The sequence below is a fragment of the Serratia sp. Nf2 genome, from assembly GCF_003028435.1.
Taxonomy (GTDB): Bacteria; Pseudomonadota; Gammaproteobacteria; order Enterobacterales; family Enterobacteriaceae; genus Serratia; species Serratia marcescens_L.
On record NZ_PYTW01000016.1, the window covers coordinates 1 to 18080 of the forward strand.

Consider the following 18080-nt stretch of genomic DNA (forward strand, 5'->3'; position numbering starts at 1 on the left):
CAATCTGAGCCATGATCAAACTCTTCAATTAAAAGCTTGATTTGCTTCCACTCGAGAAGCGATGCTCAAAGATTTACTGCATGAATTTTACTTCAGTTAGTCACTCTTCAAGACTTGATATTTTTTTGCATCCGAAGATGCTGGATATCGTCTTGTGGAGTGCCCACACAGATTGTCTGATAAATTGTTAAAGAGCAGTGAGTTAGGCGCTTTCGCTTGCTAACTCGAGGTGGCGTATATTACGCTTTCCTCTTTCAGAGTCAACCCTAATTTTCAGGATTTTTTCTCTGCGACCCCCGGATACTCTGTGAAGTTGTTCACATGTTCCGTGTCGATGGAGGCGCATTATAGGGAGTTCCTCGCAGGCCGCAACAGGTATTTTCAGCAAAAACGATCGTTCGCTGCATTCCACAGCAAAACCCCGCCTTATACCCACTTGCACACAGTGTTATCCACAGATGCGATTTGTACGGAAAATTTACGAGCGCCACGCAAACGTTTTCGCTACAATTCCCCGCGACAAAACGATCCCCCTTTTTATGGGGGCGTTACCTGAATATGTGCCTGACCCTCCCTTTATAAGGCAAAAACCCTTCCTTATAGAGAGAACGAGGTGGACATTCACGTAACGCTCTTTAATTGCGACTCAAAGCCAAGGGATAAAACCATGCAACAACCTCGTCCAATCCGCCGGGCCCTGCTCAGCGTGTCTGACAAAGCCGGTATCGTTGAATTCGCCGAAGCGCTTTCCCAGCGCGGCGTTGAACTGCTCTCCACCGGCGGCACCGCTCGCCTGCTGGCAGACGCCGGTCTGCCCGTTACCGAAGTTTCCGACTACACCGGCTTCCCGGAAATGATGGACGGACGAGTTAAGACCCTGCACCCGAAAGTTCACGGCGGTATCCTTGGCCGCCGCGGCCAGGACGACGCCGTCATGAATCAGCATGACATCAAGCCTATCGACATGGTGGTCGTCAATCTGTATCCGTTCGCCCAAACCGTGGCGCGCGCGGACTGCTCGCTGGAAGACGCGGTCGAGAATATCGATATCGGCGGCCCGACCATGGTGCGCTCCGCCGCCAAGAACCATAAAGACGTCGCCATCGTAGTGAAGAGCAGCGACTACGCCGCCATCATTACCGAGATGGACAACAACGACGGCTCGCTGCGCTATGCCACCCGCTTCGATCTCGCCATCAAGGCCTTCGAGCACACCGCCGCCTACGACAGCATGATCGCCAACTACTTCGGCGCGCTGGTGCCGGCGTACCACGGCGAGACCGAACAGCCGTCCGGCCGCTTCCCGCGTACCCTGAACCTCAACTACATCAAGAAGCAGGATATGCGCTACGGTGAGAACAGCCACCAGCAGGCCGCCTTCTATATAGAAGAAGAGGTAAAGGAAGCGTCCGTCGCGACCGCCGAGCAGCTGCAGGGCAAGGCGCTGTCTTATAACAACATCGCCGATACCGACGCCGCGCTGGAATGCGTGAAAGAGTTCGCCGAGCCGGCCTGCGTGATCGTCAAACACGCCAACCCTTGCGGCGTGGCGATCGGCGACGACATCCTGGCCGCTTACGAGCGCGCTTACCAAACCGACCCAACCTCCGCCTTCGGCGGCATCATCGCCTTTAACCGCGAGCTGGATGCCGCCACCGCGCAGGCGATCATCAGCCGCCAATTCGTGGAAGTGATCATCGCGCCAAACGTCACCCAGGAAGCACGCTCCCTGCTGGCCGCCAAGCAGAACGTGCGCGTGCTGGCCTGCGGTCAGTGGCAGCAACGCGTGGCGGGGCTGGACTTCAAGCGCGTCAACGGCGGCCTGCTGGTTCAGGATCGCGATCTGGGCATGGTGACCGCCGCCGATCTGCGTGTGGTATCCGAGCGCCAGCCGACCGAGCAGGAACTGCGCGACGCGCTGTTTTGCTGGAAAGTGGCCAAGTTCGTGAAATCCAACGCCATCGTTTATGCACGTGACAACATGACCATCGGCATAGGTGCCGGCCAGATGAGCCGCGTTTATTCCGCCAAGATCGCCGGCATCAAAGCAGGCGACGAAGGGCTGGAAGTGAAAGGGTCCGCCATGGCCTCCGACGCCTTCTTCCCGTTCCGCGACGGCATCGATGCCGCGGCGGCGGTCGGCATCACCTGCGTGATCCAGCCGGGCGGCTCGATCCGCGACGACGAAGTGATCGCGGCCGCCAACGAGCACGGCATCGCGATGCTCTTCACCGACATGCGTCACTTCCGCCATTAATTCCTTTTGCCGCGTGCGCTCCGGCGCACGCCATTCGTGGAGCCCCTGATGAACATTTTGATTATCGGCAACGGCGGGCGCGAACACGCGCTGGCCTGGAAAGCCGCCCAGTCTCCGCTGGCGGACAAAGTCTACGTTGCGCCGGGCAATGCCGGCACCGCGCTGGAAGCCAATCTGGAAAACGTGGCGATCGCCGCCACCGACATCCCTGCCCTGGTCGCTTTCGCCCAGAGCCATGACATCGGTCTGACCATCGTCGGGCCGGAAGCGCCGCTGGTGATCGGCGTGGTCGACGCCTTCCAGGCCGCCGGCCTGAAAATCTTCGGCCCGTCGCAGGCCGCCGCGCAGCTCGAAGGCTCCAAAGCCTTCACCAAGGATTTCCTGGCGCGCCACCGCATCCCGACCGCCGAATATGAAAACTTCACCGAGGTAGAGCCGGCACTGGCCTATGTGCGCCGCAAAGGCGCGCCGATCGTCATCAAGGCCGATGGCCTGGCGGCCGGTAAAGGCGTGATCGTCGCAATGACGCTGCAAGAAGCGGAAGAAGCCGTGCGTGACATGCTGGCCGGCAACGCCTTCGGCGACGCCGGTCATCGCATCGTCGTGGAAGAATTCCTCGACGGCGAAGAAGCCAGCTTCATCGTGATGGTCGACGGCGAGAACGTGGTGCCGATGGCCACCAGCCAGGACCACAAACGCGTCGGCGACGGCGATACCGGCCCGAACACCGGCGGCATGGGAGCCTACTCCCCGGCGCCGGTCGTGACCGACGAAATCCACCGGCGCGCCATGGACCAGGTGATCTGGCCGACGGTGCGCGGCATGGCGGCGGAAGGCAACACCTACGTCGGCTTCCTGTACGCCGGCCTGATGATCGCCGCCGATGGCCAACCGAAAGTGATCGAGTTCAACTGTCGTTTTGGCGATCCCGAAACCCAGCCCATCATGCTGCGCCTGCGTTCCGATCTGGTGGAGCTGTGCCTGGCGGGTGCCGAAGGCCGCCTGAACGAGAAGAGCTCTGACTGGGACGAACGCCCTGCGCTCGGCGTGGTGCTGGCGGCCGGCGGTTATCCGGGCGACTATCGCAACGACGAGGTGATCCAGGGATTGCCGCAGCAGGAAAGCGCCGACGGCAAGGTCTTCCATGCCGGTACACGCCTGCAAGGCAATGACGTCGTCACCAGCGGCGGCCGCGTGCTGTGCGTAACCGCGCTGGGCGACACCGTGGCGCAGGCGCAGCAACGTGCCTACCAGCTGGCCGAAGGCATTGAGTGGCCGGGCAGCTTCTGTCGCAAAGACATCGGTTATCGCGCGATTGCGCGCGGCAAGTGATTTGACCGTATAAGGTCATGACGAGAGGCTCCGCAGCGCGGGGCCTTTTTTATAGCTGGTCTTCTTTCGGTTCCCAACTGCAGAAATCGTCGTTCGCCACCAGCAGCAGTTCGCTGCCTTCCGGCGCTTCCAGCCAGGCGACGCTCACCGGCCAGCTGCTGCTGCGGGCACGCTTCTCGATCCAGACGATGGAGGCGGCGTCCAGCCCCGGTTTCATGCGTTGGCCGTCGCAGGTTTGCACCTCGCCCTGCATCCAACGCCCCTGCAGCAATTTGACCTTGCCGGCGCGCAGTGCATTGCTCACTTCGAGGATCCGCCGCGCCTGATATTGGTACAGGGCGATTTCATCGCTGGTCAGCGGTTCGCGGCGTGTCGCCAGCTGGCGCTGCATAAAGCTCACCGTGCCGTCATCGGCAAAGCGCAGTTGAATAGAGTCCCGATCGCCGTCGGCGTCGTTACGTTTGATTTGGCGCAGCACGTCGCCCTGATAGGTGTACAGCGTGGTGATGGTACCCGGCCCCCGGTAGGGGCTATAGACGCTGACCAGCACCTGCGGGCGATGTTGCTCATCGTCTTTACGCCACAGGCGTATCACGCCCTGATCGGCCACAAAGCCGCTGGCGGTAAAGCTCGGAATATCGGAATGGAAACTGCAGGCGCTCAGACCGAGGGCGATGCCGGCGGCCATGAGCACCCGACGAGTAAACAAAAGGGGCGCCATCGCCCCTCTGTTTAATCTTTTCACCGAGGCGCGGTCTTATTTAACAGCGTCTTTCAGTGCTTTGCCAGAAACGAACGCAGGCACGTTGGCTGCTGCGATTTTGATTTCTTTGCCAGTCTGTGGGTTGCGGCCAGTGCGCTCGCTACGATGGTTTACTTTGAAAGTACCGAAGCCAACCAATTGTACTGCATCACCTTCTTTCAGAGACTCAGTAATAGCAGCCAGGGTGGATTCCAGAGCCAGTTTAGCTTGTGCTTTGGAAAGGTCAGCCTTGTCCGCGATTACATCAATCAGTTGAGTCTTGTTCATAAGTTATCCTTACAGTGTGTTTATCGTTTGCAAAGCATCGAGTGCGACGGATATGCCGATTGACAGCACTCTCCTGCATACACGCACCGATAGCCACTTTTTTTACGCCCCCCAAATGTAGACCAGACAGGGTGCGGATGTGAAGCCTTAAGGCATGACAAATCAGGCGTTAAATCACGTTTTGTTGCCTTATTGCGCTAAATTTATCCCGATGTTGCTGACACCCGCCTCTCGCAGGTCGGATCGCAGCCCCTTGATCAGGTCTATATCGCGCTCTTCACAGGCGTCCAACAGGCGGAAAATTTCCCATTGAATGTCCCATTCTTCCTCTACCGCAGGCAAACTTCCCAACTCTTCGTCGGTCATTTCCTTACCGGCTTGAGTCATTTCCAACATCGCCACGGTGCGAATCGATGTTTCGCTGATGGCGATGGCGTGCTCCAGCGTCTCCCCGCCGAGCCGCGAATGGATCAGTTCCCCTAATGCGATACAGGCATCAATTGCCGGGTAAACGCCGTAAAGATCGTAATCTTCCGCCGACGGAATCGCCTCTTCCAACTTCTCGAGCTGGCTGTCGAAGTTGACCTTGGCGTCCTTCACCACCAGCGTTTCCCACACCAAATCCAGAATGCGGCGATAAACCGCCGGATCGCCAAACTCGGTCTGTTTGCAGAACATCTGGTAATTCGGGTACATACGCTCGCACAAACTGGCCATAAAGGTCAAATGTTGCCAAGCCTCGTGCCGTTCCAGACGTAAATGAATCGGGTTACGTAGCATGCTTTACTCTCTTACGCGTTATCTGCGGCGCAGTGTACCCGAAATCGCTCATGGCGACACCTCCGGATGCTGCTGCAACCAACGCTGAAACGCCGGGCGCCGCGACGCGATAGCGTCGGCCCAGCGGGTCGGCTCCGGTAAACGGTAGCCCGCCATGCAGCGTTGCACCCACGCCAGCGCGCTGTCGGCGCTCACGCGATGGCCGGTAGAGATGAACAGCGGGTTGCAACGCGCCTTGCTGCGCCACACCCAGCCCAGCTGTTCACCCTTGTCTTCCAACGGCGTCAGCGCGCCGACGGCGGCGTCCAGCGGCGCAAATTTGCCGCACAGGCGCTTCTTGGCCACGCCGATGGTCGGCACATCGACCAGCAGGCCGAAATGGCTGGCGACGCCGAGACGCCGCGGATGCGAAATGCCGTGCCCATCGACGAAGATCAGCCCCGGTTTCTGCTGCAGCTGCGCCCAGGCGGCCAACAGCGCCGGGTATTCGCGAAACGACAGGAAGCCCGGGATATAGGGCATGACGGTGGCGATGCGCGCCACCTGATACTCCACCAGCTCCAGCGACGGATAGCGCAGGATGGCGATGGCGGCGCGCGTCACCGCCCCTTCTTGCTCGAAGCCCACGTCGGCGCCGGCGATGAAGGCCGGCGGTTCGGCCGGCAGATCGTCGTAGCGAATGACTTCAGCCGCGCGCCGCAGCTGTTCGGCGCGCAGGGCCGCCATATCGGTCACATCAGATCCTTAACGGTGGTATTTTGCCGAGTGCGCGTGTACCGCCTCGACGAAGGCGCCGGCGTGCTCCGGCGGCACATCCTGATGGATGCCGTGGCCCAGGTTGAACACATGGCCGTTGCCGTGGCCGAAACCGGCCAGAATGGTCTCCACTTCTTCCGCGATGCGCGCCGGGGAGGCATAAAGCATCGACGGATCCATATTGCCCTGCAGCGCCACTTTGTCGCCCACGCGCCGACGTGCGTCGGCGATGTCGGTGGTCCAATCCAGCCCCAGCGCATCGCAGCCGGTGGCGGCCATCGCCTCCAGCCACTGCCCGCCGCCTTTGGTGAACAGCGTCACCGGCACGCGGCGGCCGTCGTTTTCACGCAGCAGCCCGTCGACGATCTTGTGCATGTAGTGCAAAGAGAACTCGCGGTAATCGCGCCCGGTCAGCACGCCGCCCCAGGTGTCGAACACCATCACCGACTGCGCGCCGGCTTTGATCTGGGCATTGAGGTATAGGATCACGCTGTCCGCCAGCTTGTCCAGCAACAGGTGCAGCGTGGCCGGTTCGGCATACATCATCTTCTTCAGCTTGGTGAAGGCCTTGCTGCTGCCGCCTTCGACCATATAAGTCGCCAGCGTCCACGGGCTGCCGGAGAAGCCGATCAGCGGCACTTCGCCCTTCAGCTCGCGGCGAATGGTGCGCACCGCGTTCATCACATAGCCCAGCTCCACTTCCGGATCGAACACCGGCAGCTTATCGACGTCGGCGCGGCAGGTAACGGGAGAGCTGAAACGCGGGCCTTCGCCGGCTTCAAAGTACAGGCCGAGCCCCATGGCGTCGGGAATGGTGAGAATGTCGGAGAACAGGATGGCGGCGTCCAGCGCATAGCGGCGCAGCGGCTGCAGCGTGACCTCGCAGGCCAGCTCCGCGTTCTTGCACAGCGACATGAAATCACCGGCCTGGGCGCGGGTCGCCTTGTACTCCGGTAAATAACGACCGGCCTGGCGCATCATCCATACGGGGGTCACATCCACCGGCTGGCGCAACAGCGCGCGCAGGTAGCGATCGTTCTTCAACTCAGTCATTTATGGGGCTCCCTTAATAATCTGCCGGCCATTGTACATTATTCTGCCCGGCACAGCGCCACGGTGTCCTCAATCAACCGGCGCGCCACGGTGCCGGGCGGCGGCAACAGCGGCAATTGGTCGTAGCGATACCAGCCGGCGTTGAGCAGCTCCTTGGGATCGTGACGAATGTCACCCTGATGGTAATCGGCCATAAAGGCCATCATCAGCGAGTGCGGGAACGGCCAGGGTTGTGAAGTGACGTAGCGCAGGTTCTTGATTTCGATATTGCTCTCTTCCATCACTTCACGCGCCACCGCCTGTTCCAGCGTTTCGCCCACTTCGACGAAGCCGGCCAGCACCGTGTGGATGCCGCCGCGATGACGCACGTGTTGCGCCAGCAGGATCTGATCCTCGCGCCGAATGGCGACGATTACGCAGGGTGCAATCTGCGGATAGTACCGCTCTTTGCAGTGGCCGCACAGGCAGGCGCTTTCGGAGCGACTGAGGTGCATCTCATGGCCGCAGTAGCCGCAGTAGCGATGGGAACGGTAGAAATCCGCCAGCTGCACGCCGCGCCCGGCAAGCTGGAACAGACCGCGATCCTGATCCAACAGCTGACGCACCGAGCCCATCTCCCGCGGCATCGCCTGGCGCACCAGCCAGACCGGCGCGCCCTCCCATTCACCGATGGTGCGCGCCATGTGGCCCCGCAGCCCAAGAGCGGCGGCAGTCCCCGACGGCAATTCACCGTTCGGTAACCAAAGTTTGCTTTCATGGCTGACAATCCACCAGCCGTTTTCATTGCCCGTTAATGCAAGTTCCATATCGTTGTTGCACAACCTCAGCTTCACTGGCACTCTACGAATCGGCTTTGTTACATTTTAATAACTTACCGGTTACTTTTATTACTTACACGGAGTCAAACATGCTCAACCGTTTGGAAAGGCTGACTCAGCGCGTTGGCGGTAGTAATGAATTAGTTGATCAATGGCTTCAGGCCCGCAAACAGTTGCTGGTCGCCTACTGCACGCTGGTAGGCCTCAAACCGAATAAAGAAAAGCATACGCCGCTGAATGAAAAAGCGCTGGAGAACTTTTGCCACAACCTGGTGGATTACCTCTCCGCAGGGCATTTTCATATCTATGACAGAATTATCAAACAAGTGGAAGGCGCAGCCAGTCCGAAAATGTCGCTGGCGGTGAACATCTACCCCAAGCTGTGGGCCAATACCGAACAGATCATGGCGTTCCACGATCGCTATACCGAAGTGGATATCGATCAGGAGGTTTGTCTGGAATTCCACCAGGCCTTGTCGGATATCGGCGAAACGCTGGCGGCGCGCTTTGCGCTGGAAGATAAGCTGATCCAGTTGGAGGCGGAAGCCGCACAGCAACCGCTGCCGGACCAGACGCTGGATCCGGCGCGTTAAAATTTTATAGTTTTTTTTCTTATCCCTCCTATACTGGGGGGCATCTTGTCGGAGTGCCTAGCGCCTGATTTGTTCATCGAATCAGCCAGGCTGAGACCGTTAATTCGGGATCCGCGGAACCTGATCGGGTTAATACCCGCGAAGGGAACAAGAGTAATCTATCGTCACAGGCACGGCCTTCCCCTTGTGGGCGCCCTGCCTGATCGGCCACCATCATTACTCCCTCCGAGCTCCAGACAAGCAACTTTCCCAACCCAACACACTGGTAGGAACTTGCTATGTCTAACGTTAATCCACCGCGCGCTCGTAAAGCGCAACGCGAAGCCGCCCAGCAGTTTATCGACACCCTGCAAGGCATGGCTTTCCCGAACTCACGCCGCATCTATCTGCAAGGCTCGCGCAGCGATATCCAGGTGCCGATGCGCGAAATTCAGCTCAGCCCGACCCTGCTTGGCGGCAGCAAAGACCACCCGCAGTATGAACCCAACGAGGCGATCCCGGTGTATGACACCGCCGGCCCCTACGGCGATCCGCAGGCCGAGCTCGACGTACACGCCGGCCTGGCCAAGCTGCGCGCCGACTGGATCGACGCGCGCGGCGATACCGCCACCCTCAGCGGCGCCAGCTCCGGCTTCACCCAACAGCGGCTGGCGGACGAGGGGCTGGATCACCTGCGCTTCGAGCATCTGCCGCTGCCGCGCAGGGCGCTGCCGGGCAAGTGCGTGACCCAGCTGCACTATGCCCGCGCCGGTATCGTCACCCCGGAGATGGAGTTCATCGCCATCCGTGAAAACATGGGGCGCGAGCGCATTCGGGGCGAGGTATTGCGCCACCAGCATCCGGGCCAGAGCTGGGGCGCCAACCTGCCGGACAACATCACGCCGGAGTTCGTGCGTCAGGAAGTGGCCGCCGGCCGCGCCATCATTCCCGCCAACATCAACCATCCGGAGGCGGAGCCGATGATCATCGGCCGCAATTTCCTGGTGAAGGTGAACGCCAATATCGGCAACTCGGCGGTCACGTCGTCGATCGAAGAAGAGGTGGAGAAGCTGGTGTGGTCCACCCGCTGGGGCGCGGACACCGTGATGGATCTCTCAACCGGTCGCTATATTCACGAAACCCGCGAGTGGATCCTGCGCAACAGCCCGGTGCCCATCGGCACCGTGCCGATCTACCAGGCACTCGAGAAGGTCAACGGCGTGGCGGAAAACCTCACCTGGGCGATGTTCCGCGATACGCTGCTGGAACAGGCGGAGCAAGGGGTCGACTACTTCACCATCCACGCCGGCGTGCTGCTGCGCTACGTGCCGATGACCGCCAAACGCCTGACCGGCATCGTGTCGCGCGGTGGCTCGATCATGGCCAAATGGTGTCTGTCGCACCATCAGGAAAACTTCCTCTATCAGCATTTCCGTGAAATCTGTGAGATCTGCGCCGCCTACGACGTTTCGCTGTCGCTCGGCGACGGCCTGCGCCCCGGCTCGATTCAGGACGCCAACGACGAAGCCCAGTTCGCCGAGCTGCATACGCTGGGCGAGCTGACCAAAATCGCCTGGGAATACGACGTGCAGGTGATGATCGAAGGCCCGGGCCACGTGCCGATGCAGATGATCCGCCGCAACATGACCGAAGAGCTGGAACACTGCCACGAAGCGCCGTTCTACACCCTCGGCCCGCTGACCACCGATATCGCCCCGGGCTATGACCATTTCACCTCCGGCATCGGCGCGGCAATGATCGGCTGGTTCGGCTGCGCCATGCTGTGTTACGTCACGCCGAAAGAGCACCTCGGCCTGCCGAACAAAGAGGACGTCAAACAGGGCCTGATCACCTACAAGATCGCCGCTCACGCCGCCGATCTGGCCAAAGGCCATCCGGGCGCGCAGATCCGCGATAACGCCATGTCCAAGGCGCGTTTCGAATTCCGCTGGGAAGATCAGTTCAATCTGGCGCTCGATCCGGCCACCGCGCGCGCCTATCACGACGAAACCCTGCCGCAGGAATCCGGCAAGGTCGCCCACTTCTGCTCGATGTGCGGGCCGAAATTCTGCTCGATGAAAATTTCGCAGGAGGTGCGCGACTACGCCGCCGCCCAGGAAGCCGCCAAGCCGATCGAAGTACAGCTGACCGGCATGGAGAAAATGTCCGCCGAGTTCCGCGCCCGCGGCAGCGAGCTGTATCACAGCGCCGGCACCCTGCAAGAGGAGACAAGCAATGACTGATATCACGACCCCCTTCCCGGCTACGCCCCACAAGCTGGGGCTTTACCCGGTCGTCGACAGCGTGGCGTGGATCGCTCGCCTGCTGGAGGCCGGCGTCACCACGATCCAGCTGCGCATCAAAGATCTGCCTGACGAGCAGGTCGAAGAGGATATCGCCGCCGCCATCGCGCTGGGCCAGCGTTATCAGGCGCGGCTGTTCATCAACGACTACTGGCGGCTGGCGATCAAACACGGCGCCTACGGCGTACATCTGGGCCAGGAAGATCTCGATACCACCGATCTGGCGGCCATCCACCGCGCCGGGCTGCGGCTGGGCGTATCCACCCATGACGACGCCGAGCTGGCGCGCGCGCTGGCGGTGAAACCGTCCTACATCGCGCTGGGGCACATCTTCCCTACCCAGACCAAAGACATGCCTTCGGCGCCGCAGGGGCTGACGGAGTTGAAGCGCCATATCGCCGATTTGGCGGATTACCCGACGGTAGCGATCGGCGGGATCAGCATCGATCGCGTACCGGCGGTGCTGGCGTGCGGCGTCGGCAGCGTGGCGGTGGTCAGCGCCATCACCCAGGCGCCGGACTGGCGCGCGGCGACGGCCGAGCTGCTGCGGCTGATCGAAGGCGAGGATCCGAACGATGCTTAACGATCAGGAATTCCTGCGCTACAGCCGTCAGCTGCTGCTGGAGGACGTCGGCCCGGAAGGCCAGGAGAAACTCAAGCGCGCCACGGTGCTGATCGTCGGTTTAGGCGGGCTCGGTTCCCCGGCTTCGCTGTATCTGGCCGCCGCCGGCGTCGGCACGCTGCTGCTGGCCGACGACGACCAGCTGCACGTCACCAACCTGCAGCGGCAAATTCTCTACCGCAGCGCCGATACCGCCACCGGCAAGGCGGCGCTGGCGCAACGCCACCTGCAGGCATTGAACCCGTTGGTAGAATCCATCCCGCTGGCGCAGCGGCTGCAGGGGCAAGCGCTGCGCGACGCGGTCGCCCGCGCCGACCTGGTGCTGGATTGCTGCGACAATATGGCGACCCGCCATGAGGTCAATGCCGCCTGCATTGCCGCCGCCAAACCGCTGATCAGCGGCAGCGCGGTCGGTTTCAGCGGCCAGCTGCTGGTGCTCGAGCCGCCCTATGCGCATGGCTGCTACGCCTGCCTGTACCCGGAACAGGAAGAGCCGCAACGCAACTGCCGCACCGCCGGGGTGCTCGGCCCGGTGGTGGGCGTGATCGGCACTCTGCAAGCGCTGGAAGCCATCAAAATGCTGGCCGGCATGCCTTCCTCTCTCAGCGGTAAACTGCGGTTGTTCGACGGCAAGCAGCAGAGCTGGAGCACGCTGCAACTGAGCCAGGCCCGCACCTGCCCGGCATGCGGAGGCGCGGCATGAAGATCCGACTGAACGATCAACCGCTGGAGCTGGCGCAGCCGCTCAGCGTCGCCGCCCTGCTGACCCAGCTGGAACGCCACCAGCCGGGCACCGCGCTGGCGATCAACCAAACCATCATCCCACGCGCCGACTGGGCCGACCATCAGGTGCAGGACGGTGACGACATTTTGCTGTTTCAAGCGATCGCCGGAGGCTGACATGCTGAAAATCGCCGATACCACTTTTACCTCGCGCCTGTTCACCGGCACCGGCAAGTTCGCCACCCCGGCGCTGATGTTGGAGGCGCTGGCGGCCTCCGGCTCACAGCTGGTGACCATGGCCATGAAGCGCGTCGATCTGCGCGGCGGCAACGACGCCATTTTGGCGCCGCTGCAGCAGTTGGGCGTCAGGCTGTTGCCCAATACCTCCGGTGCCAAAACCGCCGCCGAAGCGGTGTTCGCCGCCCGGCTGGCGCGCGAAGCGCTCGGCACCCACTGGGTGAAGCTGGAGATCCATCCCGATGTGAAATACCTGCTGCCGGATCCGATAGAAACGCTGAAGGCGGCGGAAACGCTGGTGAAAGACGGTTTTGTGGTGCTGCCCTACTGCGGCGCCGATCCGGTGCTGTGCAAACGGCTGGAAGAGGTGGGCTGTGCGGCGGTGATGCCGCTCGGCGCCCCTATCGGCTCCAACCGCGGTCTGCGCACCCGCGACTTCCTCGAGATCATCATCGAACAGGCCAAGGTGCCGGTGGTGGTCGATGCCGGCATCGGCGCGCCGAGCCACGCGCTGGAAGCGATGGAGCTGGGCGCCGACGCGGTGCTGGTGAATACCGCCATCGCCGTGGCGCGCGATCCGGTAGGAATGGCACGGGCGTTTCGCCTGGCGCTGGAAGCCGGCGAGCTGGCGCGCAGCGCCGGATTAGGCTCAAGCCAGCGCAGTGCGGCCTCCTCCAGCCCGCTGACCGCCTTCCTCAGCCAGCCAGAGGAGGCACAGTGATGGCCGACGATTTCAGTAGCCGCTGGCAACAGCTGGATTGGGACGATATTACGCTGCGCATCAACGGCAAAACCGCACGCGACGTGGAACGCGCATTGAATGCCGACAAGCTGACGCGCGACGACTTTATGGCACTGATCTCCCCCGCCGCCGCGCCGTATCTGGAACCGCTGGCGCAGCGCGCGCAGCAGCTGACCCGTCAGCGCTTCGGCAACGTCGTCAGCTTCTATGTGCCGCTGTACCTCTCTAACCTGTGCGCCAACGACTGCACCTACTGCGGCTTTTCAATGAGCAACCGCATCAAGCGTAAAACGCTCGATGCGGCGGAGATCGCACGCGAGTGCGAAGCCATCAAGGCGCTGGGGTTCGAACACCTGTTGCTGGTCACCGGCGAGCATCAGACCAAGGTCGGCATGGACTATTTCCGTCAGCACATTCCGGCGATCCGCCGCCACTTCAGCTCGCTGATGATGGAAGTGCAGCCGCTGGCGCAGGACGAGTACGCCGAACTGAAAACGCTGGGCCTGGACGGCGTGCTGGTGTATCAGGAAACCTACCATCCGGCCACCTATCTGCAGCACCATCTGCGCGGCCAGAAGCAGGATTTCCATTGGCGCCTGGCCACGCCGGATCGCCTGGGGCGCGCCGGGATCGACAAGATCGGCCTCGGCGCATTGATCGGCCTGTCCAACAGCTGGCGCACCGACTGTTACCTGCTGGCGGAACATCTGTTCTACCTGCAGCAAACCTACTGGCAGAGCCGCTACTCGATCTCGTTCCCGCGTCTGCGCCCCTGCGCCGGCGGTATTGAACCGGCGTCGATCATGAGCGAGCCCCAGCTGGTGCAGCTGATCTGCGCCTTCCGGCTGTTCGCGCCGGACGTTGAGCTGTCGCTGTCTACGCGTGAGTCGCCGTACTTCCGCGATCACATGATCCCGGTGGCGATCAACAGCGTCAGCGCCGGATCCAAGACGCAGCCCGGCGGCTATGCCGACGACGTACCGCCGGAATTGGAACAGTTCGAGCCGCACGACGGCCGCACGCCGCAGCAGGTCGCCGAGGCCATCAGCAATGCCGGGCTGCAGCCGGTGTGGAAAGACTGGGACGATTATCTGGGACGCAGCGCGCAATAAACGGCAACGTTTACCGCCGCGTGAAGAAAACGCTGGAACGGCCGCGCAATGCCGAACGGTGGCGCTGGCGCCGGCAAGCTCTCCGGCTATAGTGGCCTTGCCGGCCACCAAACCCGGTGCCGGCCGGGGCCGTCTCCCTCTCGATGGCCCCGCCTTATCCCATCCCGGATCGCGTCGGAGATTCTCTTGCGCGACGCCGGGCCCTCGTCCGCGGCAACGCGCATGTCGCGTATCACGGCTTGTAAAAGCGTACGGGCAGGTTGTCTTGTCGGCTAATGGGCAGTCAGAAAGATGGTCTAGTTGCGTTCGGTATTCACGCAGGAGTGATATTCATAGGGCGCTGTTACGGCAGAAAAGTGAGGAACGGGGAAAAAGAAGGTACAGCGACGAAGAGAGGTTCGAATGGTCATCCCCGGTACTGCCTATGGCCCTGGTGTTGGCCGCAGAGCTTTTTTGCCGCCTGCTCCCTGCTTACGGACAAGAGCAGGCGGTTTATTTTGTGAGACTGGCACCCCCCCAGGACGCGAATCACACAGTATGTGCGCTAATTAACCATACAAACGATTAAATGTGAATGTCTTTTGAGTGTTTTTTTATTTGATATCGAGTGTGTTATGAGTTTGCCAAGGAAAATCAAACTGATATCGCCGCAACCGCCGGGGCATCATCTATAATCCAGCACGGGTCCTCGCGCAGGTTTTTCAGCGCTCGCGGTCAACATCAAAAAAAGCCAAGGTTGTCATGAAGAAAACGCCAAATTACATCGATGCAATCAGCGCGTTGCTCACTCTGAAAGGAGTTGGCGACAGAAAACATGCCTCCACGATGGCCAACATACTGAACCTTCAGTACAACAGCGCCAAACAGAAACTGGATGGCAAAAGGGGCATCACCCTCGATGAAGTCAAAAAGGTTTTCCAGTACTTCAACGAGCCCTTCGCCGGCCAAAGGACGCATAACGGCGTCTTTATCATGAACAGCATTCACAAGCGCTGCAGCATTGAAGTCGACGAGTGCCCAGTCACGCAAGCGGACAACGACGAAACCTACGCCTACAAAAAAGACGATCTTTTCATCATCAACACCAATCGGGAACATGCCGCCGAGGCTCCGCTGTACAAAGTCAACAAGATTGACTTTCTGCCGGCCCCGCGTATCGCGATCCTGGATAATGACGGCGATATTCTCGAACTGTTGAAGAAGATCGCCAGCCGATACGGCATCGAGACTGAGACCTTTCAGACGGCGGACGCCATGCTGGCCGCGCTGGAACAGCAGTCCTTTGAGGCGTTTATTCTGGACTGGCTGTTGGACTTCGGCGAGACCTCCGAACGCGTCGTGAAGAAAATTAAAGACGCCCTCGATCCGCACGCCCGCATCATCATTCTGACCGGCCAGCTGAATCACTACGAGAAAAACATCGGCGATATGATCCTGCACTATGACGTACACCTGGTGGAAAAACCGACCAAGCCGCTGATTATCTCCTCGCTGCTGCTGTCGAACCTATTCTTTAATTAGTTTGATCGGGATGCGGATCAAAAACGATGAGCCCACCCCTTCGACGGATTTGGCTCTAATGGTGCCTTTCATCGTCGTGACGTAATTTTTGATAATGGTCAGCCCCAGCCCCAACCCCTGCCGCGTTTCCCTTTCCACCCCCTGATTGAACGCCTTATATAACCGATCCAGGTTATCGACGTTAAACCCGATGCCGGTGTCTTTTACCCGCAAATACAGATTACCGTGACACACCTTCACATTGAGGGCGATCGCGCCGTGGTGGGTAAATTTGTCCGCGTTGCTGAGCAGGTTGGCCAATATTCGGTAGAGCTTGTATTTATCAGAACCAATCAGGCCGGCATAAGACGAACGGTGAATCATGAGGCGATTGCCGCGCCCGGCGCCGATACCGGTTACGGCATCGTCCACCACCTCATTCAGCCGGAAGGTGGAAATATTGATTTTGACTTCCCCCATCTCAAGCCGTGAATAATCCATCACCTCGCGCGTTTGTTCGGCGATCTTATTACCGTGATAGGAGACCAGGCGGGCTTCTTTTTTCAACTCTTCCTGCGCCAGCTCGTGCTCCATGATATCCGCGGCAATGACGATGGCCTGGGTCGAACCGGCGATCTCGTGGTAGATGGAAGAGATAAAGATGTTCTTGTTCTTGATGATCTCTTTCAACGAGAAGGCATTTCTCAGCACCAGGAACATCATCAGGAATACCAATATCAGCGAAAAGAGGGCGAACATCTCGGCTTTACTCGAGTTGTCCTGGATGATGCCTTTCACTTCGGTAAAGTTTTTAATCTGTATCCGATAAATAATTTCCTGGATATCGACCAGCGTGCCCTCGATATCATCCATATAAGAGAGAATGTCCGCCTTGTTTCTCTGCCCCACCAGCAAGCCGGCGGAGAGCTCATCCAACGTGCGGTACTGCTGCTTCAGCAGCGCGACATTCTTGATGAACTCGTCGTCGTAATAAAAAGAGTCGCTGAAGGTCGAACGGCTCTCCAGGATCTGAATCTTCGAGTAGAAAATTTTCTTTTTGATCTGGAAGGCGTCGTAGTCGTTGTTTTCACTGAGCAGCAGCGCGGTTTTGGTCCTTTCAAACGCCAGAAAGAGGATCTCGGCCACCGAGTAGTTGTCCAGATTGGGCTCGATCTGCTTATAGCGTTCTTTTACGCCGCCGAAGTTAATAGCAATCAACAAAATCAATAAGGAGAAGATGGCAACCAACGCGATAAGAGTACCGATCAGTTTTTTGCTCATCTTATTTCAGATCCAACCGTTTAACTTGCCAGACGGTTTTCGCATTCACATCCAGGTTATTCAGCTCGGCGTAGCCATCGCGCGGATAAATAATGGCGAATGGCCCCAGTTCCCCAACGTCGATCGGCTTACCGCCGCGCTGGTAGGCGACGATCACGCGGTATTTAATCATCTCATCGATCGGCATCGAATAGGAGTAATCATCCCAGGCGAAGGCGCGCACCGACTGGCCTTTCAGGTGATAGGCTTTCACCAGCTCCGCAAACTCAACGCCGGTGAACGTATCTTCCGGGGTGAAATTGGTCGAGGTTTTAATCGTATGCCGCGGCATCGCTTCCAGCATCTGCCGAGTTATCTTGATCTTCTCGCCGTCGAGCGGTTTGAGGTAAAAATAGTCAACGGCCGCATACAGCGGCGCGCTGAACAGCGAAAGCAGCAGGAACGTCATCAATCCTTTGATTGTCATTATTCACCCTCTTTGCGTTTCACCAGTTCGGCCTGGCCAAACTCATCCTGCCCGACCACGACCCAGCCATGATGTTGATAAAAGCCTTCGGCTTTGGAGCCGGGATCGGTGGTTAAGTGGATCGCTTCGGCGCCGTGCTCAAACATCCAGGTAGTGACCCGTGCCAGCAAGGCGGAGCCGATCCCCTTCGACTGGTATTCCGGCTTCACGAACAGGCCGCCGATCAGCGGTTCAGGGATGAATAACCCGAAACCAACGCCGGCATAGTCGTCGCCATGCTTGCAGATCCAGCCGCCGCCCTGGTCGATATCCTCCAGCGCCTGTTTGCGCCGCAGATACTGGATCTGATGCGGGTGCAGCAGGTTTTCTTCAACGGAAAAGCGGATCTCATACAGGTAAGGCAGGTGTTGCGCCGTCAGTTTCTCGAAGGTAATGAGGCTGTCCATGTTCGCACTGTCCTTGGTTATCAGGTAAAAAGCGCCGGTCAATTTCTGCT

The 18080-nt window shown here is 59.7% G+C and carries 19 protein-coding genes and 1 riboswitch; of the genes, 10 read left to right on the forward strand and 9 right to left on the reverse strand.

The annotated features are described in order from the left end of the window. Positions 1-667 precede the first annotated feature (667 nt). Both purH and purD read left to right on the forward strand, forming a co-directional pair. Positions 668-2257, forward strand: coding sequence for a bifunctional phosphoribosylaminoimidazolecarboxamide formyltransferase/IMP cyclohydrolase (gene purH / locus C9411_RS24495; RefSeq protein ID WP_107228105.1), 1590 nt, complete (start codon positions 668-670; stop codon positions 2255-2257). Positions 2258-2305: 48 nt separating this feature from the next. Further along, positions 2306-3589: a phosphoribosylamine--glycine ligase gene (gene purD, locus C9411_RS24500; protein WP_107228106.1), complete on the forward strand. Its 1284-nt coding sequence runs from the start codon at positions 2306-2308 to the stop codon at positions 3587-3589. Positions 3590-3638: 49 nt separating this feature from the next. Here the strand turns inward: purD and C9411_RS24505 are convergent, their stop codons facing one another. From C9411_RS24505 to nudC, 6 genes are all read right to left on the reverse strand, one after another. Next, positions 3639-4310, reverse strand: coding sequence for a DUF1481 domain-containing protein (locus C9411_RS24505; RefSeq protein ID WP_107228107.1), 672 nt, complete (start codon positions 4308-4310; stop codon positions 3639-3641). A 36-nt stretch (positions 4311-4346) separates the two neighbouring features. Continuing rightward, on the reverse strand, positions 4347-4619 hold the full coding sequence (gene hupA, locus C9411_RS24510; protein ID WP_004929874.1) for a nucleoid-associated protein HU-alpha: 273 nt from the start codon (positions 4617-4619) through the stop codon (positions 4347-4349). Between the two features lie 189 nt (positions 4620-4808). After that, positions 4809-5399, reverse strand: coding sequence for a YjaG family protein (locus C9411_RS24515; protein WP_025304951.1), 591 nt, complete (start codon positions 5397-5399; stop codon positions 4809-4811). A gap of 48 nt (positions 5400-5447) precedes the next feature. Continuing rightward, on the reverse strand, positions 5448-6134 hold the full coding sequence (gene nfi, locus C9411_RS24520; RefSeq protein ID WP_107228108.1) for a deoxyribonuclease V: 687 nt from the start codon (positions 6132-6134) through the stop codon (positions 5448-5450). Between the two features lie 9 nt (positions 6135-6143). Then, the gene (gene hemE / locus C9411_RS24525; RefSeq protein ID WP_033636735.1) at positions 6144-7208 is read right to left on the reverse strand and encodes a uroporphyrinogen decarboxylase; all 1065 of its coding nucleotides are present in this window, start codon (positions 7206-7208) and stop codon (positions 6144-6146) included. A 38-nt stretch (positions 7209-7246) separates the two neighbouring features. After that, positions 7247-8014, reverse strand: coding sequence for an NAD(+) diphosphatase (gene nudC / locus C9411_RS24530; RefSeq protein WP_063991785.1), 768 nt, complete (start codon positions 8012-8014; stop codon positions 7247-7249). Between the two features lie 101 nt (positions 8015-8115). Here nudC and C9411_RS24535 point away from each other — a divergent pair, with 101 nt between their 5' ends. The 8 genes from C9411_RS24535 (at position 8116) to C9411_RS24570 (ending at position 15858) form a co-directional block, all read left to right on the forward strand. Continuing rightward, a complete protein-coding gene (locus C9411_RS24535; RefSeq protein WP_016929420.1) occupies positions 8116-8619 on the forward strand; it encodes an Rsd/AlgQ family anti-sigma factor in 504 nt (167 codons plus the stop codon). 39 nt (positions 8620-8658) lie between these two features. Then, positions 8659-8783: riboswitch (TPP riboswitch) on the forward strand. Between the two features lie 114 nt (positions 8784-8897). Continuing rightward, the gene (thiC, locus tag C9411_RS24540; RefSeq protein WP_107228109.1) at positions 8898-10841 is read left to right on the forward strand and encodes a phosphomethylpyrimidine synthase ThiC; all 1944 of its coding nucleotides are present in this window, start codon (positions 8898-8900) and stop codon (positions 10839-10841) included. Continuing rightward, complete coding sequence (thiE, locus tag C9411_RS24545) at positions 10834-11484, forward strand: thiamine phosphate synthase (RefSeq protein WP_063991777.1); 651 nt, start codon at positions 10834-10836, stop codon at positions 11482-11484. Before thiC ends, thiE begins: the two co-directional genes overlap by 8 nt. Further along, positions 11477-12226: a HesA/MoeB/ThiF family protein gene (locus C9411_RS24550; protein ID WP_107228110.1), complete on the forward strand. Its 750-nt coding sequence runs from the start codon at positions 11477-11479 to the stop codon at positions 12224-12226. Before thiE ends, C9411_RS24550 begins: the two co-directional genes overlap by 8 nt. Further along, positions 12223-12423, forward strand: a complete 201-nt coding sequence (thiS, locus tag C9411_RS24555) for a sulfur carrier protein ThiS (RefSeq protein ID WP_016929423.1) — start codon at positions 12223-12225, stop codon at positions 12421-12423. The genes C9411_RS24550 and thiS overlap by 4 nt, the downstream gene beginning before the upstream one ends. Position 12424: 1 nt before the next feature. Beyond that, positions 12425-13204, forward strand: a complete 780-nt coding sequence (locus tag C9411_RS24560; RefSeq protein ID WP_107228111.1) for a thiazole synthase — start codon at positions 12425-12427, stop codon at positions 13202-13204. Next, positions 13204-14337, forward strand: a complete 1134-nt coding sequence (gene thiH / locus C9411_RS24565) for a 2-iminoacetate synthase ThiH (protein ID WP_060442886.1) — start codon at positions 13204-13206, stop codon at positions 14335-14337. The genes C9411_RS24560 and thiH overlap by 1 nt, the downstream gene beginning before the upstream one ends. An 825-nt stretch (positions 14338-15162) precedes the next feature. Then, positions 15163-15858, forward strand: coding sequence for a response regulator (locus tag C9411_RS24570; RefSeq protein WP_233221947.1), 696 nt, complete (start codon positions 15163-15165; stop codon positions 15856-15858). On the opposite strand, the gene C9411_RS24575 is transcribed toward C9411_RS24570, so the two are convergent. From C9411_RS24575 to C9411_RS24585, 3 genes are read right to left on the reverse strand one after another with little or no spacing between them, the layout of a single operon-like run. Beyond that, positions 15844-17118 carry a sensor histidine kinase KdpD gene (locus C9411_RS24575; protein ID WP_107228112.1) on the reverse strand — a complete coding sequence of 425 codons (1275 nt, stop codon included), beginning with the start codon at positions 17116-17118 and terminating at the stop codon, positions 15844-15846. The genes C9411_RS24570 and C9411_RS24575 overlap by 15 nt on opposite strands. 1 nt (position 17119) lies before the next feature. After that, entirely contained in the window at positions 17120-17584 is a 465-nt protein-coding gene (locus C9411_RS24580) for an oxidoreductase (RefSeq protein ID WP_107228113.1), read from the reverse strand. Then, on the reverse strand, positions 17584-18030 hold the full coding sequence (locus tag C9411_RS24585) for an N-acetyltransferase (protein WP_107228114.1): 447 nt from the start codon (positions 18028-18030) through the stop codon (positions 17584-17586). Before C9411_RS24585 ends, C9411_RS24580 begins: the two co-directional genes overlap by 1 nt. Between the last annotated feature and the right edge of the window lie 50 nt (positions 18031-18080).